The organism is Nonomuraea sp. SYSU D8015 (genome assembly GCF_008065375.1).
Lineage (GTDB): Bacteria > Actinomycetota > Actinomycetes > Streptosporangiales > Streptosporangiaceae > Nonomuraea.
The window spans coordinates 61,185-83,666 of record NZ_MU084032.1 but is presented as its reverse complement, the minus strand read 5'-3'; the positions used below and the strand labels follow the sequence as shown (position 1 = coordinate 83,666).

The 22,482-nt window shown below is 71.4% G+C and carries 18 protein-coding genes; 7 read left to right on the top strand and 11 right to left on the bottom strand.

Annotation, left to right across the window (positions count from 1 at the left end):
• Nucleotides 1-27: 27 nt before the first annotated feature.
• Together ID574_RS00315 and ID574_RS00310 are read right to left on the bottom strand one after the other, a co-directional pair.
• Entirely contained in the window at nucleotides 28-981 is a 954-nt protein-coding gene (locus ID574_RS00315; protein WP_223166234.1) for a Gfo/Idh/MocA family protein, read from the bottom strand.
• A gap of 20 nt (nucleotides 982-1,001) precedes the next feature.
• The gene (locus tag ID574_RS00310) at nucleotides 1,002-1,823 is read right to left on the bottom strand and encodes an aldo/keto reductase (RefSeq protein WP_223166233.1); all 822 of its coding nucleotides are present in this window, start codon (nucleotides 1,821-1,823) and stop codon (nucleotides 1,002-1,004) included.
• Between the two features lie 98 nt (nucleotides 1,824-1,921).
• Between ID574_RS00310 and ID574_RS00305 the strand changes: the two genes are divergently transcribed.
• On the top strand, nucleotides 1,922-2,866 hold the full coding sequence (locus tag ID574_RS00305; protein WP_188186709.1) for a hypothetical protein: 945 nt from the start codon (nucleotides 1,922-1,924) through the stop codon (nucleotides 2,864-2,866).
• A 2-nt stretch (nucleotides 2,867-2,868) separates the two neighbouring features.
• Nucleotides 2,869-4,041 carry a DUF6716 putative glycosyltransferase gene (locus tag ID574_RS00300; protein ID WP_223166248.1) on the top strand — a complete coding sequence of 391 codons (1,173 nt, stop codon included), beginning with the start codon at nucleotides 2,869-2,871 and terminating at the stop codon, nucleotides 4,039-4,041.
• Nucleotides 4,042-4,503: 462 nt separating this feature from the next.
• On the opposite strand, the gene ID574_RS00295 is transcribed toward ID574_RS00300, so the two are convergent.
• The 5 genes from ID574_RS00295 to ID574_RS00275 form a co-directional block, all read right to left on the bottom strand.
• A complete protein-coding gene (locus ID574_RS00295; RefSeq protein ID WP_188186707.1) occupies nucleotides 4,504-5,739 on the bottom strand; it encodes a polysialyltransferase family glycosyltransferase in 1,236 nt (411 codons plus the stop codon).
• Between the two features lie 82 nt (nucleotides 5,740-5,821).
• Nucleotides 5,822-6,802 carry a glycosyltransferase family 2 protein gene (locus ID574_RS00290; RefSeq protein WP_188186706.1) on the bottom strand — a complete coding sequence of 327 codons (981 nt, stop codon included), beginning with the start codon at nucleotides 6,800-6,802 and terminating at the stop codon, nucleotides 5,822-5,824.
• A gap of 25 nt (nucleotides 6,803-6,827) precedes the next feature.
• A complete protein-coding gene (locus tag ID574_RS00285) occupies nucleotides 6,828-8,864 on the bottom strand; it encodes an N-acetylneuraminate synthase family protein (protein ID WP_188186705.1) in 2,037 nt (678 codons plus the stop codon).
• Nucleotides 8,865-8,935: 71 nt separating this feature from the next.
• The gene (locus tag ID574_RS00280; protein WP_188186704.1) at nucleotides 8,936-9,601 is read right to left on the bottom strand and encodes a response regulator; all 666 of its coding nucleotides are present in this window, start codon (nucleotides 9,599-9,601) and stop codon (nucleotides 8,936-8,938) included.
• On the bottom strand, nucleotides 9,598-11,304 hold the full coding sequence (locus ID574_RS00275) for an ATP-binding protein (protein WP_223166232.1): 1,707 nt from the start codon (nucleotides 11,302-11,304) through the stop codon (nucleotides 9,598-9,600). Before ID574_RS00275 ends, ID574_RS00280 begins: the two co-directional genes overlap by 4 nt.
• A gap of 108 nt (nucleotides 11,305-11,412) precedes the next feature.
• Between ID574_RS00275 and ID574_RS00270 the strand changes: the two genes are divergently transcribed.
• Entirely contained in the window at nucleotides 11,413-12,747 is a 1,335-nt protein-coding gene (locus tag ID574_RS00270) for a cation:dicarboxylate symporter family transporter (protein WP_188186703.1), read from the top strand.
• Here ID574_RS00270 and ID574_RS00265 read toward each other — a convergent pair.
• The 3 genes from ID574_RS00265 to ID574_RS00255 form a co-directional block, all read right to left on the bottom strand.
• Nucleotides 12,744-13,556 carry an SAM-dependent methyltransferase gene (locus ID574_RS00265; protein ID WP_188186702.1) on the bottom strand — a complete coding sequence of 271 codons (813 nt, stop codon included), beginning with the start codon at nucleotides 13,554-13,556 and terminating at the stop codon, nucleotides 12,744-12,746. The two genes, ID574_RS00270 and ID574_RS00265, sit on opposite strands and share 4 nt — an antisense overlap.
• 35 nt (nucleotides 13,557-13,591) lie before the next feature.
• Nucleotides 13,592-14,932 (bottom strand): sensor histidine kinase, encoded by a 1,341-nt coding sequence (locus ID574_RS00260; protein ID WP_223166231.1) that lies wholly within the window; start codon nucleotides 14,930-14,932, stop codon nucleotides 13,592-13,594.
• Between the two features lie 63 nt (nucleotides 14,933-14,995).
• A complete protein-coding gene (locus ID574_RS00255; RefSeq protein WP_188186701.1) occupies nucleotides 14,996-16,501 on the bottom strand; it encodes a glycoside hydrolase family 13 protein in 1,506 nt (501 codons plus the stop codon).
• Nucleotides 16,502-16,746: 245 nt separating this feature from the next.
• On the opposite strand from ID574_RS00255, the gene ID574_RS00250 reads away from it, so the two are divergent.
• The 3 genes from ID574_RS00250 (at nucleotide 16,747) to ID574_RS00240 (ending at nucleotide 18,763) form a co-directional block, all read left to right on the top strand.
• Entirely contained in the window at nucleotides 16,747-18,003 is a 1,257-nt protein-coding gene (locus tag ID574_RS00250) for a NosD domain-containing protein (protein WP_223166230.1), read from the top strand.
• A 79-nt stretch (nucleotides 18,004-18,082) separates the two neighbouring features.
• Nucleotides 18,083-18,385 (top strand): hypothetical protein, encoded by a 303-nt coding sequence (locus ID574_RS00245; protein ID WP_188186700.1) that lies wholly within the window; start codon nucleotides 18,083-18,085, stop codon nucleotides 18,383-18,385.
• 180 nt (nucleotides 18,386-18,565) lie between these two features.
• Nucleotides 18,566-18,763 carry a hypothetical protein gene (locus ID574_RS00240; RefSeq protein ID WP_188186699.1) on the top strand — a complete coding sequence of 66 codons (198 nt, stop codon included), beginning with the start codon at nucleotides 18,566-18,568 and terminating at the stop codon, nucleotides 18,761-18,763.
• Here the strand turns inward: ID574_RS00240 and ID574_RS00235 are convergent.
• The gene (locus ID574_RS00235) at nucleotides 18,760-19,320 is read right to left on the bottom strand and encodes a TetR/AcrR family transcriptional regulator (RefSeq protein WP_188186698.1); all 561 of its coding nucleotides are present in this window, start codon (nucleotides 19,318-19,320) and stop codon (nucleotides 18,760-18,762) included. The genes ID574_RS00240 and ID574_RS00235 overlap by 4 nt on opposite strands.
• A gap of 55 nt (nucleotides 19,321-19,375) precedes the next feature.
• Between ID574_RS00235 and ID574_RS00230 the strand changes: the two genes are divergently transcribed.
• On the top strand, nucleotides 19,376-22,477 hold the full coding sequence (locus ID574_RS00230; protein ID WP_188186697.1) for a bifunctional cytochrome P450/NADPH--P450 reductase: 3,102 nt from the start codon (nucleotides 19,376-19,378) through the stop codon (nucleotides 22,475-22,477).
• The last annotated feature ends 5 nt before the right edge of the window (nucleotides 22,478-22,482 follow it).

The following is a 22,482-nucleotide window of genomic DNA, read 5'->3' as shown; positions in this document are numbered from 1 at the left end:
GGGGATTACAAATACATAAATCCCCAGTCAGGAGAGTTGCCCGCGAGCGTCGGCCAGAAGCCCCATCATGGCAAGGGACTCGTCAAGAGGCATGATCGAACTTTCGGTCCTGCCCTCGGCCACGGCGGCGCGGACCTCGCGGAGCTCCCCGGCGTATCCGTTGTCCGCCGGATCGAGCACGTGCTCCTCCGGCTCCATGGAGAACCCGGTGAGGAGGATCCGCTGGGGGGCCCAGAACGGCGCCTGGATGTCCGCCCGCATCCGCGTACCGACAACGGTGGCGCTGTTCGGGTAATTCCCGAGCAATGAGGTCGCCACGAGAGCGTGCCGGCCGCCGGGGTAGCGCAGCATCCCGGCGGCCTCCGCGTCCACCCCGTTGGGCGCCAGCGAGCCGGTGACGTGCAGCTCGGCGGGCATGCCCAGGAGCAGCTGGGCCAGCCCGAACGGGTAGATCCCCAGGTCGAGCAGCGCGCCGCCGCCCAGCTCCGGCGCCCAGAGCCGGTGTGCGGGGTCGTAGGGGTGGGCGAAGCCGAAGGAGGCCTGCACCGAGCGGATCTCGCCGAAGCGCTCGTCGGAGGCGATCTTCTGGATGAGCGGGTTGAAGCGCATCCACATGGCCTCCATCAGGAAGACCCCGGCCTCGCGGGCCAGCCGCACCATCTTCTCGGCGTCGTCCACGGTGGCGGCGAGGGGCTTCTCGCACAGCACGGCCTTGCCGGCGGCGATGGCGGCCTCGGCGACCTGCAGGTGCTGGGCGTGCGGGGTGGCGACGTAGATCGCGTCCACGGCCGGGTCGGCACACAACCGCTCGTAGGAGTCGTAGGCCGACTCCGCGCCCAGCGTCGCGGCCAGGGCCTGGGCACGGCCCAGGCTCCTGGAGCCGACGGCGGCCACCCGCATGCCGGGCTCGGCCGCGATGGCCGCCCCCACAGTCCTCGCGATGCCGCCGGTCGCCGCTATGCCCCACGCAAAATCTCGCACAAGGCGAGATCGTAGAGGTATCAGGTCATGTTGAAGGTGTCGGGGTCGGGTCCGATGCGCTTGCCCTGGTTGAGGGCGCCGATCGCGGCCATGTCCTCGGTGTCGAGGATGAAGTCGAACACCTTGAAGTTCTCGGCGATCCGCGAGGGGGTCGCGGACTTGGGGATGACGACGTTGCCGAGCTGCAGGTGCCAGCGGAGCACGATCTGGGCGGGCGTCTTGCCGTACTTGTCGGACAGCACGCGCAGCGCCGGGTCGTCCAGCAGGCCCTTGCCCTGGCCGAGCGGGCTCCACGCCTCGGTCAGGATGCCGTTGGCCTCGTGGAAGGCCCGCATCTCGCGCTGCTGGAGGTAGGGGTGGAGCTCGATCTGGTTGATGGAGGGCGTGATGTCGGTCTCGTCCATCAGCCGGGTGAGGGTCTGCACGGTGAAGTTGGAGGTCCCGATGGCCTTGGCCCGCCCGTCACGGTAGATCTTCTCGAGGGCCTTCCAGGCCTGCACGTACTTGTCCTGCCTGGGGACCGGCCAGTGGATGAGGAACAGGTCGACGTAGTCGAGCCCGAGCCGGGCCAGGCTCTCGTCGAAGGCCTGCTCGGCGCGGCCGTGGTCGCCGTTCCACAGCTTGGTGGTGACGAACACCTTCTCGCGCGGCAGCCCGGCGGAGCGCACGGCGCGGCCCACGCCCTCCTCGTTGCCGTACGCGGCGGCGGTGTCGATGTGCCGGTAGCCGACCTCGAAGGCGGTCCGCACGGCCTGCTCGGCCTGGTCGTTCGGGATCTGCCAGACGCCGAACCCGAGCTGCGGGATCTGCACGCCGTCGGTGTTGAGCATGAGCGAGTTCATAGCCTCCATTGTTCACGTTGCGTTCCAGGCGGCTTAAGGCGGCAGGGCTAACTTAGAGCGGTCATGAACGGGCCATCACCCGGCTGGGAGGGCAACGAGTGGTCGAACAGGCGTCGGCCTGGGTGGAGTCCCCGCTCCAGATGCTGTGCGCCGTCGAGGCCCACCACGCCGGGCTCCTGGGGCCCGCGACGGCCGTAGTACCGCGAGCGGGCCTGCGGCCGCTGAAGGCCACGCGCAGGGAACTGCGCTCCCTCGGGCTGCCCGACGGCCTGGAGCTGGCCGAGCCGCGCGAGCGCATGCCCCGCCGGGTGCAGGCCGTGGGCGACGCCTTCTCCGGCAAGGTGCAGTTGCGCTGGCTGATCTCCAACCCCGGCCGCATCGTCATCGTCGACGACGGGCTGGCCACGATCCGGCTGCTCGAGCTGCTTGCGGCGGGGCCGTTCCGGCCGCTGCTGCGGGCCCGCGCGCAGCCCACCAAGCTGCGGGCCGCGCTCGGCCTGGCGGCCGCGCTGCGGCTGCGTCTGAGCAACGTCTCCGTCTTCACCGCGCTCGACGTGGACGAGAAGCTGGAGGAGGCCGTCCGCCGCGCCGGCGTCCACCTCGTCCGCCACGACTTCGCCTGGCTGCGCGCCCAGCCGCCCAGCGCCGAGGGCCCCGCCGAGCGCACCGTCGTTCTGGGCACCTCGCTGGTCAGGAACGGCCTGGTCCACCGCGACCGCTACCTGACGTGGCTGACCGACCTGGCCTCGAAGGAGCCGGTCGCCTACTACCCCCACCGCCGCGAGGACCCCGTGGACGTGGCGCTGATCCGGGAGCGCCCCGGCATCACCGTCCACGACGCCGGCGTCCCCGCCGAGCTGACGCTGCGCGGCCTGGACCCGAGCCAGCGCGTGCTCAGCCTCCCCTCGACCGCGATCACCTCGCTGCGGGTGCTGCTCAGCCCGCGCGGCGTCGCCGTCGAACCCGTGGACGTTCCTGATGACTGGTGGACCAGCAGGGCGGCTCCCGCCCTTCGCTCGCATCTGACTGGAGTGTCCGGTTGAAAGTGTTGGCGGTCGCCGACTCCGACTCGTACCTGAAGTGGGCGGCCTGCCTGCTGGCCGATCTGCCCGAGGGCTGCGTGACGGATCTGGTCGTGGTGCGCACGCCGATCGCGCCCTCGCCCGAGCAGATCGCCGCCGCAGTGAGTGGGCGCGTCGGCGGGCGTGAGGCGCCGCCGGTGCTGTCGGCCCGGTCGGTACGGCGCACGGCCGAGCGCATGCAGCCCGACGTGATCCTCGTGGCCTGCACGGGCCCGGTCGTGGACGTGCTGGTGGCCGAGGTGCTGGGCGATCTGCGGCCGCGGCCGGTGTTCGTGAGCGGGCTGCCGGGCATCTCGGTGCCCGCGACCGAGAAGGCGTGGCTGTTCCGCAGCGGCTGTGATCTGTTCGTGGTGCACAGCGAGCGCGAGGTGGAGGAGTTCTCCATGATCGCCCGCCGGCTCGGCGGGGGAGGGGCGGTGGGCCTGGCGAGGCTGCCGTTCCTGCGCTTCGAGGCCGCCTCCCGGGGCGGGAACCGGGTCGTCTTCGCCACCCAGGCCAAGGTGCCGCGCGAGCGGGAGGAGCGCGAGGCGATCCTGCGGGCGCTGGCCGAGCTCGCCGGGCGGCGGCCGGACCTCGACGTGGTGGTCAAGCTGCGGGCGCTGGAGGACGAGCGGCAGACCCACAACGAGCGCCACCACTACCAGCGGCTGTGGCGGGAGATGGGGGAGCCGGGGCGGCTGACGTTCGCGGCGGGGTCGATGCACGACCAGCTGACGCGGGCGGCCGGGTTCGTCACGGTCAGCTCGACGGCGGCGCTGGAGGCCATCGCGCTCGACGTGCCGTCGCTGGTGCTGAGCGACTTCGGCGTGAGCGCCGAGATGATCAACCTGGTGTTCGAGGGCAGCGACCTGCTCGGCACGATCGAGGAGCTGGCCGAGGGCGACTTCCGCACGGCTTCGGCGGTGTGGTGCGCGGCCAACTACTTCCACCCGGTGGAGCGGAACGACTGGGCGGGGCTGCTGACCGGGCTGGTGATCTCCCGGCCCCGGGTGCCCGCCAAGTCGCTGCTCGACGGGCCCGAGCACGCGGCCGCGCGGCGCCGGGCCCGGCTGCGGGTGGAGGTGCCGCCGACGATGCTGCAGGCCGGCTACAGGGCCAAGCGCCGCATGCGCCGCTACCTCAAAGCCCTCACCTGATCCCCGCCCACCCGCACGCCGGCGTGCGGCGGCCGGCCGCCGTGCCGCATTCCGCTCGCCCTCCGTGGAGGTCCCTCCCCGGGAGAGGGGTGAGGCGCGCCCCGGAGACCGTGCGGGACACGGACAGGGGTCGTGGGTTGGGACATCGCGCCGGGCCGGCGGGCGGCGAGGAGACTCGCCTCAGCGAGCCAGACACCGGCCCGGACGAACGAGCCGCGGGCCGGCCCGTCCGAGCGGACAGCCGCGCTGGTCGCCGCCGGGGCACAGCCGTCGGCCCAGGTTCGCGGGTGCGCGTCCGCAGGGTGGGCGGGCCGGCCGCGTGGCTCGTCCGAGCGGCGGGACGTCGTCCGGGTCGAGCGGATGGTCTGACGGCTCACACAGCGGGCGGTGGCGACGCCCATGTGCCCCGCACGCCGATCGGGGCCCTCGGGAGAAGCCGAGAGCCCCGATCGGCGGGTGCGGCTAGATGGCCGACCTGATCTTGCGGCGCAGCCGGGTCAGCGCGGTGGGCTTGGGCACCAGGCCCAGGGTCTCCAGGCGCTTGCGCTTGAAGTAGCGCGCGTCGAACTCGATGCTCGCCGGCCGCAGGTCGGGATAGGTCTCGGCCTGCATGCAGTAGCCGACCGCGCGCACCAGCGCCTGCAGGTCCACGGCCGGCGGCGGGTCGATGCGCCCGTCCGCCGACAACCGGGGCAGCAGCGCGTCCACGATCGTGACCGGGATCCGGTTGCTGTTCTCGTACGGCGCGAGCCGGTCGAGCACCAGCCGCGTGCCGTACGAGGCCACCTGGAGCCCGAAATACCGCTGGGCGGTCATCAGCCCGGTGGAGAAGCATCCGACCACCAGCTCGGGCCGCAGCGCGGCGAAGCACACCTCGGCCGGCACGTTCTCCCCGGCCACCGACAGCCGCACCCCCAGGGGCTCGGCCGCGGCCCGCATGAGCTGGGCGTGACGGCGCCCGGCGGCCGGGTGCGGCTTGAACACGACGTTGGTGTAGCCGCGCGCGACCAGCGCCTTGAGCATGGTCTCGTGCAGCTCCGCCTCCTCCTCGGCCGTGACGATCTCCAACGCCGACAGGTACTGGCCGAGGATGACGGCCTGACCGGCCAGCATGTCGGGGGCGGTGGAGGTCACCTCGGCGACGATCGACAGGAAGCGCTCGCCGGGCAGGATCTCGGGCGCGACGCCGTACTCGCTGAGCAGCAGCGGCGTCAGACCGGGTACCAGGTCGAGGTGGATGAGCCGGCCGATGCGGCGGAAGATCTCGGCCGGCAGCGGGTCGCGGGTCGGGCCGTAGCTCATCAGCCCGTCGGAGTAGACCGTGATCGGGCAGTCGCGCACCAGCCCCGCGATCGTCCGCGCCGGCGCCACCGCGATCGACTCCAGCACCAGCTCCTCGACGCCGTCCAGCCCCCAATGGGAGCGCAGCAGCCGCTCCATCATCGGCACCTCGATGACGCGTGCCTTCCAGTCCGACGGGTGGAGCGGCGCGATGAGGTCGTTCCACGAGTGGATCTCGTCGAAGCGCGAGCGCAGCACCGCGAAGCCGGGCGCCTTGTCGAGCGGCATCGACACCTCGGGGACGGCCGCGTTGTTCGACACGATCAGGACGCGGCGCCCGTCGCCGAAGCGGCCGTCGTCGATCGCGGCGGCCAGCGACATCGCCCCGAACAAGGTCGAGGCGTAGAAGACCTTCATCGAACCTCCTTGAGCGTGCGGGCCCCGCGTCGCGACTCCGGGGACGGAACGAGGCCCGGCTCAGCGCCGCCGACCGGGGAGGTCATGACTCCTCCTTGTCGCGGCGGACCCGGATGTGCGAGCTGGGCGGCAGGTCGGGCACGAGGCCGCGCAGCGTGGTCTCCCGCTCGACGGACATCCGCGCCACCGCCTCCGACACCACCTCCAGCGGCAGCGAGCGCACCATCTGTGCGCCGCGCTCCTCGAAGCGGGCGCGCAGCGCGGGCGTGAACCGGTCGGCGATCTCCAGGTGGTGGGCCAGCAGCGCGCAGAAGTTGCGCACCGCCTTCGGCATGAACTTCGGCTCCAGGTCCTTGAACACCAGCTCGAAGGCGTCGAAGAAGTGCAGCTGGCGCTCGTCGCCGACCTGGGTGAGCGACCCCGACACCTGGCGCCGGTAGAACACCCCGGCCAGCGACACGGCGGCGAACGTGGCGGCCTCGCGGTGCAGCCGCCAGATCCACGGTCGGTCCTCGGCGGTGTGCAGCGAGCCGGGGAAGTGCAGCAGATCCCCCAGCGAGCGCCGGTAGACCCCGGCCCACGCGTACGGGTAGTCCACCATCGTCCGGACGTTGGCCGGCAGGATCGCGTCACGGGGGTCGAGCACCGCGCCCCTCCGCGCCAGAGGGGCTCGGTGCACGACGCGCTTGCGGCCCTCGACCTGTACGTGGTCGACGCGGACGAAGTCGCAGCCGAGCCCGTCGATGGCCGCGACGAGCCGGGCCAGGTAGCCGGGGGCGAGCCAGTCGTCGCCGTCCATGAACGTCACGTACTTGCCGGACGCCGCCGCCAGGCCCGTGTTGCGCGCGTCGGCCAGCCCCACGGGGCTGGCGTTGCGCAACACGGTCAGCCCGGGGAGATCGGCGCGGAAGTCGTCGATGATGTCCCCGGTGGCGTCCACGGACCCGTCGTTGACGACGATGAACTCGAAGTCGTGCCGCGCGTTACGGCAGAGCGAGGTGAGCGCGTCGGCGATGAAGCGCTCGCCGTCCCGAATCGGCACGACGACCGAGAGCGTGATCAATGGTTCGTTCTCCTGGTGGTGACGGTCAGACGGTCACCCGGCGCAGGCGCGCCTTCGGCGCCTCCTCACCGGGGAAGACGCGCTTGACGCCGTCGCCCATGGCCTGCTCGATGATCCGGATGTCGCGCACCAGGTGCTCGAGCCCGGACGGCTCCAGCGAGGCGGCGTGGTCGGAGCCCCACATGGTCCGGTCGAGCGTGATGTGCCGCTCCACGCACACGGCGCCGAGCGTGACGGCGGCCAGCGAGATCTGCAGGCCGCGCTCGTGGCCGGAGTAGCCGACCGGAACGCCGTAGCGCTCCTTGAGCGTGGTGATCGTGCGCAGGTTGGCCTCTTCCGGAGGCAGCGGGTACGTGGACGTCGCGTGCATCATGATCAGCCTATCGGTGCCGAGGATGTCCACGGCCGCGTCGATCTCCGACAGCGTCGACATGCCGGTCGACAGGATGATCGGCTTGCCGGTGGCGGCCAGGGCCCGCAGCAGCTCGTGGTCGGCGACGCTCGCCGAGGCCACCTTGTGCACCAGGACGTCCATCTCCTCCAGGAACTCGATGGAGGGCACGTCCCACGGCGAGGCGAACCAGTGGATGCCGCGCTCGTCGCAGTATTTCGCGATCTGGCGGTACTCGTCGCGGCCGAACTCGGTCCGCTCCTTGTACTCCAGGTACGTCATCTCGCCCCATGGCGTCTGCCGGATCTGGCCCTTCTGCTCCTCGGGCACGCAGATCGCCGGGGTGCGCTTCTGGAACTTGACCGCCTGGCAGCCGGCGTCGGCGGCCACGTCGATGAGCTTGCGGGCGATGTCGAGGTCGCCGTTGTGGTTGATGCCGATCTCGCCGATCACGTAGACGGGCTCGCCGTCGCCGACCAGCACGTCGCCGATCGCCACCGGCCCCAGCCTGGGGCGTACCTTGGCCTCGGTGACCGGCGGCTCGGGCCGGGCGGCCACGACGCGGTCGCACAGCTCGCGCACGGCCCCGGACCCGCCGGGCCGGGTCAGCACCACCCGGGCGGCGGCGCGCGCGCGGGGGTGGGCGTCGGGCGTGGCGATGGGCCAGCCGACCTCCGACATCGGGCCCAGGTCGTTGACGTCGTTGCCGATGTAGGCCACGCGGGCCGGGTCCAGGCCCTCGATGCGCAGCCAGTCGCGCAGCACGGTCCGCTTGTCGGCCAGCCCCTGCAGCACCGGCACGCCCAGCTTGCGGGCGCGGGCGGCGACGACCGGGTTGTGCTCGGTGGACATGATGAGGACCTTGACGCCGGAGCGGCGCAGCAGCGACACGCCCATCCCGTCCGAGCGGCTGACCAGCACCATCTCGCGGCCCTCGGAGTCGACGTAGGCGCGGTCGTCGGTGTGCACGCCGTCGAAGTCGGTGATGACGCAGTCGACGTCGATCGGCTCCGGCCGGTCGATGAAGGGCGCCAGCGCCCGCACCAGCTCCAGGTCCTCGGGGTTGTCGACCTCGATGGCGTGCTGCGGCGGCACCGGCTGCACGGCGGTCTTGCCGAAGAAGCGGTGGCCGTGCTCGCGCAGCCCGGAGGTGCGCATGACGTAGAAGGCGCCGTTCTCGCGGAACTGGGCCTCGCGGTCCTGGCGGCGCTGGCGGACGGCGGGGTCGTGGTTGACGCCGGCGCCGGCGGCCGTCCACAGGAACTCGTGGGTGGGCAGGCCGGAGACCACCGAGTCGGCCTCGCCGTCGAGCACCTTGCGCACGGCGGCCGACAGGTCCTCGGGGTCGATGAACGCGCTGGTGCACTGCACGAGCACGACGACCTCGGGGTCCTCGCCGAGCGTGTCGAGCGCGTGCAGAACCGCCGACTCGCTGGAGGCGGTGGCGCCGCTCAGCTCCTCGGGCCGGTCGACCACGAGCGCGCCGGCCTGCCGGGCGGTCTCGGCGATGTCGGCGTGGTCGGTGCTGACCACGACCTGGTCCACGAGCTCGGCCCGCAGGCAGGCCCGCACCGCGCGGGTGACCAGCGGGACGCCCCCGACCAGGGCGAGGTTCTTCAGGGGTACGCCCGCCGAACCTCCGCGGGCGGGAACAACGGCCAAGACTCGCAAGATGTCTCCTCAAAGCTTCGGAATGCACCCAGAAGCTAGAGGGCTCGATTGAACGGCCAGCGTCACCGTCATTAACTTTCCATGGGGATCCGGTAGAGCAACTCTGGCCGGCCCACTCCGCCGTACTGGGGGATGCGGGCCGCCACACCCAGCTCTACCAGGTGTTCCAGGTAGCGGCGGGCCGTCACACGTGACACTCCGATCGCATCCGCCACGGCCTGTGCCGCCATGCCCTCGGGCCGCTCGCGCAGCTTGGCCGCAACGGCGTCCAGGGTGTCCTGGGACATGCCTTTCGGCAGCTCCGAGCTGCCCCGGAGAGTGCCGAGCACCCGGTCCACGTCGCCCTGGCCGACGGCGACCCCGGCTTCCTCTTTGAACCGGGCGTAACGGGTGAGCTTTTCGAGCAATGTCGCATACGTGAACGGCTTGAGAAGGTACTGGGAGATGCCGAGCGACACCGACGACCGGACCATGGCCAGGTCGCGGGCGGAGGTGACGGCGATGATGTCGCACATCAGGCCGCCGGCGCGGACGGCCCGGCACACCTCCAGGCCGTGCATGTCTGGCAGGTACAGGTCGAGCAGGATGAGGTCCACGGGCCGTTTGCGCAGGAAGCGCAGCGCCTCGCCGCCGGAGCGGACCACGCCGGCCACCTCGAAGCCGGGCACCCGCTCGACGTAGATGCGGTTGGCCTCGGCGGTGATCTCCTCGTCCTCGACGACCAGTACCGAGATCATCGCCCCGCCCCCGTTCCGGAGCCCGGCTCCCCGTCCGCCCCCGGCGCCGGCCGGGCCCCCGCGTCCGGCCCGCGTCCATTCCGGGGCCAGGGGGCGGGGCGGGGGAGCTCCTCCGCGCCCGCTTCCGCGCCTGTCCAGGGCCCCGGCTGCGGCTCCTGGCGGGGTTGGGGGCGGTGGCGCGGGCCGGGTGAGGGCTGCGGGCCTGCGGCGGGCCGCGGGGCCGGCGGGATCGGGAGCCGGACGGTGAACACCGAGTCCGTCACGTCGATGGTGCCGCCCAGCCGCCGCACCGACTGCCCGACCAGCGCCAGCCCCAGGCCGTGCCCGTCGCCCTTCGTCGTCCAGCCCTTGTCGAAGGCCGCCGGGTCGGTCAGGCCGGGACCGTTGTCGGCGACCCTGATCAGGACCTCCTCGTCGTCCGCGCTGAGGTGCACGTCCACGCGGGTGGCCGCGTCGATGGCGTTGTCGATGAGGTTGCCCACGATCGTGACCAGCTCCCGCGGGTCGAGGCCCAGGTCGTCGAGCTCGCTGTCCTGGCTGATCACCAGCTCGCTCCCGCGCTCGGCGGCCTCGGCGCTCTTGCCGAGCAGCAGCGCCGCGAGCACCGGTTCGCGGACCGCGCCCACCACCCGGTCGGTCAGCTCCTGCGCGGCGCGCAGCTCGGCGGTGCCGAGTGCGACGGCCTGCTCGGTGCGGCCCAGCTCCACCAGCGTGATCACGGTGTGCAGCCGGTTGGCGGCCTCGTGCGCGGCCGCGCGCAGCGTGTCGGCGAAGCCGCGCTCGGCGTCGAGCTGGCCGGTCAGCGCCTGCAGCTCGGTGTGGTCGCGCACGGTCACGACCGTGCCGAGCCTGCTGGTGGCGCTGTTGACCGCCAGGACGCGGTCGCCGACCAGGTGCACCCGCTCCTCGCCGCCGGCCAGCACCTCGCTGAGCCCGAGCTCGCCCACGTGCCTCCCCTCGGCGTCGGCGGGAAGGGCGAGCAGCTGGCTGGCGGCGTCGTTACACAGCGTCAGCGTTCCGTCCTTGCCGACCAGCAGCAGCCCCTCCCTGACGGCGTGCAGGACGGCGTCGTGGTGGTCGTGGATGCGGCCCAGCTCCTCCGGACCGAGCCCGTGGGTCTGGCGGCGCAGCCGTGCGGTGACCAGCCACGTGCCGGCCGCGCCCAGGCCGAGGGCGAGCGCCACGATCAGGCCGCCCCACCCCAGCTGGTTGCGTAGCTGGTCGCTGATCCTGTCGACGGTGATGCCCGCGCTGACCAGCGCCACCACCCGGCCGCCCGAGACCACGGGGGTGACAGCCCGCATGGAGGCGCCGAGCGTGCCGGTGTAGGTCTCGGTGAACGTCTCGCCCCGTAGCGCCCGCGCGGTGTTGCCCAGGAACTTCTTGCCGATCTCGGCCGGGTTCCGGTGGGTGTAGCGGGTGCCGTCCGGCTTCATGATCGTGACGAAGTCGACGCCCGTGGCCACCCGGACGCCCTCCGCGTACGGCTGCAGCCGCGCGGTAGGGTTCGGATCGTCCAGGGCCTCCAGGACGTCGGGCGACTTGGCCACCGTCACCGCCACGCCCGTGGCCGTGCTCGCGGCCTCGTGAATGAGCAGGCCGCGCGCCTGCACCAGGGCCAGCACGGCGCCGCCGACGGCCGTCACCGCCACCACGAGCAACTGCAGGACCAACATCTGTCCCGCCAGGCTCAAGCGCCGCATAGCTATCTACTCCGTGAACGTAACTTACTCAATGGTGACCTGTGTCACGTGTGCAGCGCATAGTCGCACAACCGGACGTTCACTCCAACATGGCTGGAGAACCCCCCTATGCGTGATCGCACTCGCTATCTCTACCTCGCCGTCATCGCCGCGGTCCTGCTCGGGATCCTCGTCGGGTTCATCTGGCCGGACGTGGGCAAGGAGCTCAAACCGCTCGGCACCGGATTCGTCGCGCTCATCAAGATGGTGATCGGCCCGATCATCTTCTGCACCATCGTGCTCGGCGTCGGCTCGGTCCGGCAGGCGGCCAAGGTCGGCAAGGTCGGCGGCCTGGCGCTCGGCTACTTCATCGCGATGTCCACGGTCGCGCTGCTCATCGGCCTGGTGGTGGGCAACGTCATCCACCCGGGCGAGGGGCTCCAGCTCACCGACGCCGCCAGGCAGGCGGCCGAGGTGGAGGCGGCCAAGAGCGCCGAGAGCGGCAGCACGGTCGACTTCCTGCTCGGCGTCATCCCCGACACGCTGGTGTCGTCGCTGACGTCGGGATCGGTGCTGCAGGCTCTGCTGGTGGCACTTCTGACCGGGTTCGCGCTGCAGGCCATGGGCGCCAAGGGCGCGCCGATCCTGCGTGGCGTGGAGCACCTGCAGCGGCTCGTGTTCCGGATTCTCGCCATGATCATGTGGGTGACGCCGGTGGGCGCGTTCGGCGCGATCGCCGCCGTCGTGGGATCCACCGGCATCGAGGCGCTCAAGAGCCTGGCGATCATCATGGCCGCCTTCTACATCACCTGCCTGCTCTTCGTCGGCCTGGTGCTCGGCCCGATGCTGTGGCTGGTCGCCCGGATCAACCTGTGGTCGCTGCTGCGCTACCTGGGCCGCGAGTTCCTGCTGATCCTGTCCACCTCGTCGTCGGAGACGGCGCTGCCCCGGCTCATCGCCAAGATGGAGCACCTGGGCGTGAGCCGGACCGTGGCCGGCATCACGGTGCCGACCGGCTACTCCTTCAACCTCGACGGCACCGCGATCTACCTCACCATGGCCACGCTGTTCATCGCCACGGCGACCGGCTCGCCGCTGGAGTTCGGTGAGCAGGTGGCGCTGCTGCTGTTCATGATGGTCGCCTCCAAGGGCGCGGCGGGCGTGACCGGCGCGGGGCTGGCCACGCTGGCCGGCGGCCTGCAGGCGCACCGGCCCGAGCTGGTCGAGGGCGTGGGCTTCATCGTCGGCATCGACCGGTTCATGTCGGAGGCGAGGGCGCTGACGAACTTCGCCGGCAACGCCGTGGCCACCGTGCTCGTCGGCACCTGGACGGGCGAGTTCGACAAGGAGCGCGCCGGTCAGGTGCTGGCCGGGCACACCCCGTTCGACGAGGCCACGCTGCTCGACGAGGACGAGCGCGAGGAGCGCCCCGAGGCCGGGGAGCGGGAGATGGCGCGCGCCTAGGGCTTGCGGCCGACGCCCGCGTACGCCATGCGGGCGAAGTCCTCGTCGATGGGCAACGGGTGGTCGGGATCGAACGGCCACCCGTGCGGCCCCGGACCGTTGACCAGGCCCGGCGGGATGAGCTCGAAGTCGCCGAAGAAGGCGCCGATCTCCCCGCCGGACCTCGGCGTGAACGCCGCGTTGGCCTTGCGGTAGAAGTCGCTGACCTGCATCACGCGCTCGGTGGCCACGTCGTTGGTCACGTGCGAGATCGCCAGGTAGCTGCCGGGCGCGAGCGCGTCGCGATAGGCGGCCACGAACCGCTGCGGATCGTCCTCCTCGGGGACGAGGTGCAGGACGAACATCATGAGGACGGCCACCGGCCGGTCGAAGTCCAGCAGCCCGCGCACCTCCGGATCCGACAGGACCTCCTCCGGACGGCGCATGTCGGCCAGCACCATCGCCACTCGGTCGGGGTCGGCCAGCAGCGCCCGGCCGTGCACGGCCACCACCGGGTCGTTGTCGACGTAGACCACGCGAGCCTCGGGGGCGTGGCGGAGCGCCACCTCGTGCACGTTCTCCTGTGCCGGCAGACCGGAGCCGAGATCGAGGAACTGCGTGATGCCCTGCTCGCACAGGTACCGCACCAGGCGGCCGATCATCGCCCGGTTCTCCCTCGTGCCGTCGCGCACCTCGGGCAGCACACTCAGCACCATGTCGCCCAGGTCCCGGTCGGCCTTGAAGTTGTCCTTGCCGCCGAGGAAGTAGTCGTACATTCGCGCCGCGTTCGGAATGTGGGGATCTACGCCCTGCGGCGCCTCTTCTGTCATGCATCCATGATCCACTATGTAGCGATAAAACGGGACTAAACGGCGGGAAGCCGGAGGACGAATCTCGCGCCGCCCGGGCAGTCCTCCACCGTGATCTGGCCGCGGTGCGCCATCGCCACGTCCCGCGCGATGGCCAGGCCCAGGCCCGTGCCGCCGGCGTCGCGGCTGCGCGAGGCGTCCAGACGGGTGAAGCGCTCGAAGATGCGCTCGCGGTCCTCCGGGGCGATCTCGACCCCGTCGTTCTCGACCGACAGCACGGCGGTGCCGTCCTCCTTGCCCACCGTGACGTCGACGTAGGTCTCGGCGTGACGCTGGGCGTTGTCCAGCAGGTTCGTCAGCACCCTGGCCAGTTGCAGCCGTACGCCGTCGACCACCACGCCCTCGGCCAGTTCGGACCGCACGGGCACCTTGTCACTGCGGACGGACAGCTCCTGGCGCACCAGTTCGGCCAGGTCCACCCGCTCCTTGGCCGCGTCCACCCGGGAGCCGATCCTGGCCAGCAGGAGCAGGTCCGTGATGATGGCCTCCAGCCGGTCGGTGTCGCGCAGGGCGCTGCGCACCAGCGTCTCGACGTCGGTGTCGTCCGGGTAGAGCTGGGCGCTCTCCAGCTGGGCGCGCAGCCCGGCGATCGGCGTGCGCAGCTCGTGGGAGGCGTCGGAGGCGAATTGGCGCTGCTGCTGGGCCGAGCGCTCCAGCCGGGCCAGCGTGCCGTTGATGGACCTGGCCAGCTCCGCGACCTCGTCCTCGCCGGGCGGCTCGGTGACGCGGCTGCTCAGATCGCCGGCATGGACCGCGTCCAGCTCCGTGCGCATGGTCGCCACCGGCCGCAGCGCCTTCCCCGTGACCAGCCACGTCGCCCATGCCGTCAGCCCGATCAGCACGGCGATCTCGGCGAACACGATCACCTCGACGGTGCGCCCTTCCAGCACCTCCGGAGTGCGGCGGCCGGCGTAGACGACGGGAGAGTCGGCGAACATCGTCACCCGGACCGCCGTCAGGTGCACGCACTCGGTGGGCAGGCAGTTCGTGGTGCTGATGACCCGATGCTCCGGAGTGGGGAGCACGTCGCTGAGCGGCGGCAGGTTCCTGGCGGCGTCACTGCTGGCGAGAACCTGCCCGTTGGGGCCGACGACCTGGATCAGATCCACCGAGGGGTTGGGCACGGGGATGGCGGCGCCCATGGGCAGGGCGCCGCCGCGCATCTCGTACGCGATCCGCTCGGCGGTGTCACGGGTGCTCTGGTACACGCTGCCCTCGACCAGCGCCCGCCCCACGATGACGCCGACGATGCCAATGGGGATCAGCACGAGGGCGGCTACGGCCGTCGCGATGAGGGTGACGCGCCCCCGTAGGGACCTCGCCCACAGGGCTGACACCCCCCGACACTACCGAGAGTGACTACAGCCATATGTCGCGTAAAAGGAAAGATTCCCCCAATGTCAGCGTTGGACCCAGACCGCGGTGTCCGGCGGGATCGACCCGTCGGCCGCCAGCGGGCCGCTGGACAGCAGCACCCGGCCCGCGGTGCGCAGGTCGGCGTCCAGGCGCACCGGCTCCTCGCCCGTGTTGAGCACCACCACCAGGCCGGGGTCGCGCTCGATGGCCAGCACGTCCTTGGGGGAGTCGAGCCACGTGAGCGTGCCGCCGCCGAGCGCCGGGTGCTCCCTGCGGATCTTCAGTGCGGCCCGGTAGAGGTTCAGCGTGGAGTCCGGGTCGTCCTCCTGGGCCTCGGCCGACAGCCCCGTCCACTCCGGCGGGATCGGCAGCCACGGATCCCGCCAGCCGCAGCCGGGGGCGGTGGTCCAGGGGAGCGGCACCCGGCAGCCGTCGCGGCTCTCGCCGCGGCGCTTGAAGGCCGGGTCCTGGCGCAGCTCGTCGGGCAGGTCGAGGACCTCGGGCAGTCCCAGCTCCTCGCCGTTGTAGAGGTAGGCCGAGCCGGGGAGGGCCAGCATGAGCAGCGTGGCCGCCCGGGCGCGGGCGAGGCCGCCGTGGCGGGTGACGTGCCGGGGCTTGTCGTGGTTGGACAGCACCCACGTGGTGGGCGCGCCGACCAGCTCGGCCTCCTTCAGCGACTTCTCGATGACCGCGCGGAACGACTTGGCGTGGAAGTCGGCCATCATGAACTCGAAGTTGAACGCCTGGTGCAGCTCGTCCGGCCCCACGTAGCGGGCCAGCCGCTGGGGCGAGGACACCCACGCCTCGGCCACGGCCATCCGCCCGCCGGGGTAGGAGTCGAGGATCGGCCGCCACTCGCGGTAGATGTCGTGCACGCCGTCCTGGTCGAAGTACGGCAGCTGCTCGTCGCCCAGCATCTCGGCCTGCGGGCCCTCCTTCGGCCCCACGTCGGGCAGGCCCGCGGCCTTGATCATGCCGTGCGCCACGTCCACCCGGAAGCCGTCCACGCCCCGGTCCAGCCAGAAGCGCAGGATGTCGCGGAACTCGGCGCGCACCTCCGGGTTCTCCCAGTTGAGGTCCGGCTGCTCCGGCGCGAACAGGTGGAGGTACCACTGCCCGTCCTCGACCTGCGTCCACGCCGGCCCGCCGAAGATCGACTCCCAGTCGTTGGGCCGGTCGCGGAAGATGTAGCGGTCGCGCAGCCCGGCCTTGAACCACGGGTGCTGGTCGGAGGAGTGGTTCGGCACCAGGTCCACGATGACCCTGATGCCCTTGTCGTGGGCCTCGGCGACGAGCGCGTCGAAGTCGGCGAGCGTGCCGAACATGGGGTCCACGTCGCGGTAGTCGGCCACGTCGTAGCCGCCGTCGGCCATCGGGGAGGTGTAGAAGGGGCTCAGCCAGATGGCGTCGACGCCCAGGTCGGCGAGGTAGCCCAGACGGGCGCGCACGCCTTCGAGGTCGCCCATGCCATCGCCGTCGGCGTCGGCGAAGCTCCGCGGGTACACCTGATACACGACGGCGTCGCGCCACCAGTCGTCATTGGCGAGCATGACTGTCCTTCCCCCGGATGGCCCGAGATGTCGGGTGATGTTCCGGTGAAGGATGTCGTGGTCGTCCTTGGCCGGTCAAGTGCAACTTGCGGAAAGTTGCAGATCTCACGTCCCCGTCTTGTCGTCCTGTTTCGCAAGTTCTTCCATTGCTTGCCATGAGCGGTAAAAGGAGTGTGGCGCTACAGCGAGTGAGCAGCTACGGTACCTCTGCTGGTTCCGCTTTCAACTAGATAGTGGTGTGCTCGATGAGGTTGCTGTCCGTAGCCGTCATGGCCTCGCTCCTGCCCGCCGTCCCCGCCACGGCGGCCTCGGCCCAGGCCGGTACGACGTACTACGTCGACTCGAAGGCGGGTGACGACGCAGCGGCCGGCACCAGCGCGAGCGCGGCGTGGAAGTCGCTCGACAAGGTCAACGCCGCCGACCTCAAGCCGGGCGACACCATCGCCGTCAAGCGCGGCAGCGCCTTCACCGGCACCCTCACCCTGGCCGCCAAGGGCACCGCCGCCCGGCCCATCTCCGTCAAGGCGTACGGCACCGGCCCGCTCGCCAGGATCAGCGGCGGCACCGACGCCGACTGCGTGATGATCGCGGGCAACCACTGGCGGGTCAGCGGCCTGCGGGCCTCCGGCTGCCGCTGGGCGGGCTTCCAGATCGACGGCGACGACAACCAGCTGTCGGGCGTGCAGGCCGACCGCAACATCGCCGGTGTCTTCGTCACGGCGTCCGGCTCGCGCAACATCATCCGCGACAGCGTCCTGACCGACAACAACCGGATGAGCGTCAACGACAAGGGCGGCGACGACGACTCCGGCGCCTTCGGCGTGCTGCTCAACGGCGACGACAACGTGGTGACCGGCAACACCATCACCGGCAGCTTCGCCAAGAGCGAGGACTACGGCACCGACGGCGCCGCCGTCGAGATCTTCAACGGCGACCGCAACGTGGTCACCCGCAACGTCTCCAGGGACAACGAGACGTTCACCGAGCTCGGCGCCCAGAAGGGCAAGACCGCCACCGGCAACGTCTTCGCCTTCAACGTCGTGACCTCCTCCCGCAGCCGCGGCTCCTTCCTCATCACCCGCGGCTCCGGCCACATCGTCGGCCCGGTCAAGGGCACGGTGGCCGTGCACAACTCGGTCTACCTGCCCGCCAAGGACACCGTCGGCTGGTCCTGCCACGACGGCTGCGCCCCCTCGATCCTCAAGCTCCGCAACAACGTCATCGCCGTCGGCGGCGAGGCCGGCTGGGAGGACGGGTCGGGCGCCGACGAGGCCGGCAGCGTCTACCAGGGCCGCACGAGCAAGTTCAAGCTCGGGCCGAAGTCGATCATGGCGGACCCGAGGTTCGTCTCCCGCACGGACCTGCGCCTGCGGCCCGGCTCCCCGGCGCTGGGGCGCGGCCTGTCCCTCACCCACAAGTGGTACGGCGGCAAGACCTACGCCAGGGACGCCGCCGGCAAGCTCGTGGCCGGCGCGCCCGACGCGGGCGCGTACCAGCAGTGACGCTCTGAAGCACCGCCCCACGATGCCTCCCGGCGGGCGGACGCGGCGTTCTGACGGTGGCGGTGTCTAAAGTGGGCCCGTGCTTGAACCAGATCTTCGCGGGCCGCTCGTCAGGCAGCTCGCCGAGTCCGACGCCCCCCGCCGCTACTGGCACATGGCCGACGAGGACGGCCGCGCCTGGCTGTTCGAGAGCGTCGAGGGCGACGGCGAGCACTGGGCGATCAGGCAGGTCGAGGTGGGCGCCGATCGCGCCGCCCGGCGCTACTGGTGGCGGCGGCTGCAGGACGAGCAGGGGTTCCTCACCGACCAGCCGCTGGAGATCTGGGAGCTGACCGAGATCACCGAGGCCGCCTTCGAGGCCGTCTGGCAGGCGTCGGCCTGACCCGTTGTCCCGGCTGAGCGTGGCTCCCGCCGCACACCTGCTGGTCCGCCGCGTTCCGGCTGACCGGACTCTGGCGGGGCCGCTCGGCGGTGACGCCGTGCAGCTGCTGCGGCGGCCCGTCGATCCCGGGGTCGCTCGTTCGACGACCTGACGAGAGGCCGCGAGCGAGAGGAGCCTGCGGTGGGGGACATCGACGGCATCGACCACCACCCGCCCGACCAGGACCATGACCCGTCGGAAGACCATGACCTGCCGGAAGACCGGGACCTGCCGGAGGGTCGCGATCCGGGCGAAGGGGAGGTCGGTCGCGGGAACGCGTTCGTCTTCTTCAACGATCTCGACGGCAACGGATGGATCCTGCGGGAGGCGGACGACTAGCCGAGCCCTCCCACACCGTGGATGATCAGGTCGATCGCCGCGTCGAAAGTGCGGTCGACCTCTTCGGGATCGTCCGGGATGTGCCCCTGGACCTCGAACATGATGAGACCGGAGACGAAGGCGTGCAGCACGTCGCTCGTCCTGCGCACGTCCGCCTCCTGCACCCCGGCCAGCCGCAGGATCCGGGCGAGCACCTCCCACAGCTCCATCCCCCGGTCGGCGATGATCTGCGGGTGGTTGTGGACGTAGGTCCACATGGCCGGGTGCGCCCGCGCGTGCCGGTGGTAGGCCAGCCCCAGCGCCCTGAGCTGGTCCTGCCACGGCGTGCCGTCGTCCGGCGGCAGGTCCATCCGCGCCGCCGCCGTGGCGCAGATCAGCTCCAGCAGCCTCTCCTTGCTCTTCACGTGGTGGTAGAGGGACATGGGGTTGACGTCCAGCTCCGCCGCCAGTTTGCGCATGGACAGGCCCTCCACGCCGCCCTCGTCCATCAGCCGCAGGGCGGTGGAGGTGATCTCTTCGAGAGTCAGAGGGGCACCTCTGCGCGCGCTCACTGCCATACACCGTATGGTAGCGTCAGCCATACGGTGTATGGCTGACGTCTAGGGAGCATTCATGTCGCGCATCCCCGCCCCACAGGGCCTGCCCATCCTGGGCAACACGCTGCAGATTCCCTCGCACTCGCCGATCGAGTACTTCGTCCAGGTGGCCTCCGACTACCAGCAGGAGGGCATCTTCCGGATCGAGGTCGCCGGCCGTACGATCGTGCTGGTCTTCGACCCCGACCTGGTGGCCGAGGTGTGCGACGAGAGCAGGTTCGTCAAGCGCATCAAGCCGCCGCTGTCGATCGTGCGCGACTTCGCCGGCGACGGGCTGTTCACCGCGCAGCACGACGAGCCGGTGTGGGGACACGCGCACCGCATCCTCATGCCGGCCTTCAGCCAGCGCTCGATGAAGGCGTACTACCCGCAGTTCCTGGAGGTCGCCGAGCAGCTCGTCGAGTCGTGGGCAGGCCGCCAGGGGGAGGACCTGCCCGTCGCCGACGACATGACCAGGCTCACGCTCGACACGATCTCGCTGACCGGGTTCGGCTACCGGTTCAACTCGTTCGACTCGCCCGAGCTGCACCCGTTCCTGCAGGCCATGGGCGGCGCGCTGACCGAGGCCATGCTCCGCAACCAGCAGCTGCCGCTCGTCAACCGGCTCAGGCGCCGGCAGGAGGCGGCTTACCGGCGCGACATCGCCACCATGCAGGAGCTCGTCGACGACGTGATCAGGCGGCGCCGGGCCGAGGGCGGCGACGGCGCCAAGGACCTGCTCGGCCTCATGCTGGAGGCGTCCGACCCGCAGACCGGCGCCCGCCTGTCGGACGAGAACATCCGCAACCAGGTCCTCACCTTCCTCATCGCCGGCCACGAGACCACCAGCGGCCTGCTCTCCTTCGCTCTGTACAACCTGCTGCGCGAGCCCCACACGCTGGCCCGCGCCTACGACGAGGTCGACCGGCTGCTGCCGGGCGACGAGCCGCCGGCGTACGAGACCGTGATGAAGCTCGACGTGATCCCGCGCATCCTGGAGGAGACGCTGCGGGTCTGGTCGCCGATCCCGGCGTTCAACGTCAGCGCCGTCGAGGACACCACGCTCGCCGGTTACCGCATCCCCGAGGACCAAGCCGTCGTCGTGCTGCTTCCGGCGCTGCACCGCCACCCGAAGGCGTGGGAGCGGCCCGACGAGTTCGACATCGACCGCTGGCTGCCGGAGAACAAGAAGGCCCACCACCCGGCCGCGTACAAGCCGTTCGGCAACGGCGAGCGGGCCTGCATCGGCCGCCAGTTCGCGCTCACCGAGGCCAGACTGGCGCTGGCGATGATCCTGCGCCGCTTCGCGCTGTCCGACCCCGACGCCTACCGCATGAAGATCAAGCAGACGCTCACGCTCAAGCCCGACGGGTTCACGCTCCGGGCGCGCGAGCGCCGCGCCCACGAGCGCACCGTCGCCGTCACCGAGCAGGCCCGGGAGGTCGAGGAGCAGGAGATCGCCGTCACCGGCGTGCCGCTCACCGTCGCGTACGGCTCCAACCTCGGCACCAGCGCCGACATCGCCGAACGGCTGGCCGAGCGGGCCGGGCGGGCCGGGTTCGGCGTCACGCTCACCACCCTCGACGAGCTCCGGCCGCCGGGCGAGGGCCTGCTGATCGTGGTCGCCTCCTCCTACAACGGCAAGGCTCCGGACAACGCCCAGCGCTTCGACGCCCTCGAGGCGCTTCCCGACCTGTCCGGGGTGCGCCTGGCGGTGCTGGGCTGCGGGAACACGCAGTGGCCGACGTACCAGGAGTTCCCGCGGCGGGCGTACGAGAAGCTGACGGCCGCCGGCGCGGCGCCGCTGATCGAGCGGGGCGAGGCCGACACCGACGGCGACTTCGACGGCGACGTGTCGGCCTGGACGGCGCGGTTGTGGGCGGCGCTGGCCGAGGAGTACAGCGCCTCCCCCGACACCGCCGGGCCGCGCTACGAGATGGAGGTGCTCACCGAGGCCGAGGTCAGGCCGGCCGTCGTCTCCGAGCGCGCCTTCCCTCTCACCGTCGTCTCCAACGAGGAGCTGACCGGCGACCCCGCCGGGCTCTGGGATTTCTCGATCGAGGCGCCCCGGCCCGGCGTGCGCTCCATCGTGGCCCGGCTGCCCGAGGGCGTGACGTACGAGGCCGGCGACCACGTGGCCGTCTTCGCCAAGAACGACCCCGAGCTGGTCGAATGGGCGCTGCGCTGCCTGCGCGTCCCCCGGGAGCAGGTGGTGCGGCTGCGCGCCGCCGGGGTCACCCACCTGCCCGTGGACACGCCGGTGACGGCCGGCCTGCTGCTGACCGAGTTCGCCGAGCTGCAGGAGGTCGCCACCCGCGCCGACCTGGAGGCGCTGGCCGCCCACACGGCCTGCCCATGGACCCGCGGCCAGCTGGCCGAGCTGACCGCCGCCTACGCAGACGAGATCCTCGCCAAGCGCGTCTCCCCGCTGACCCTGCTGGAGCGCTTCCCCGCGATCGAGCTGCCTCTGCCGGTGTTCCTGGAGATGGCCGGGCCGATCAAGCCACGCTACTACTCGGTGTCCTCCTCGCCTCTGGCCGACCCGTCGCTGGTGCGGCTCACGGTCGGCCTCGTCGAGGGGCCCGCCTGGTCCGGAGCCGGCACCTACCAGGGCATGTGCTCGGCCTACCTGGCCGGGCTAAAAGAGGGCGAGGTGTTCTACGGCTACGTCCGCGTCCCCGCCCCGCCGTTCCGGCTCCCGGACGACCCCGCCACGCCGGTGATCCTGGTCGGCCCCGGCACCGGGTTCGCGCCGCTGCGCGGCTTCCTCGAAGAGCGCGTCCTCACCGGCGCCGCCGGGCCGGCCGCGGTGTTCACGGGCTGCCGCCACCCCGGGCACGACCTGCTGTACGCGGACGACCTGGCCGCCTGGGGCGTCACCGCGCACACCGCGTTCTCGGCCGTGCCGGGTCACCCGTACCGGTTCGTCCAGGACGCCGTCGCCGCGCACGCCGACGAGGTGTGGGAGCTGCTCGAACAGGGCGCCCATGTGTACGTCTGCGGCGACGGCCTGCGGATGGCGCCCGCCGTGCGTCAGACGCTCCTCGACATCCACCGGGACCGGACCGGCGAGGACGGCGCCGCCTGGCTGGCCGGTCTGGAGGCCGACGGCCGCTACCAGCAGGACGTGTTCGCCTGATCCCG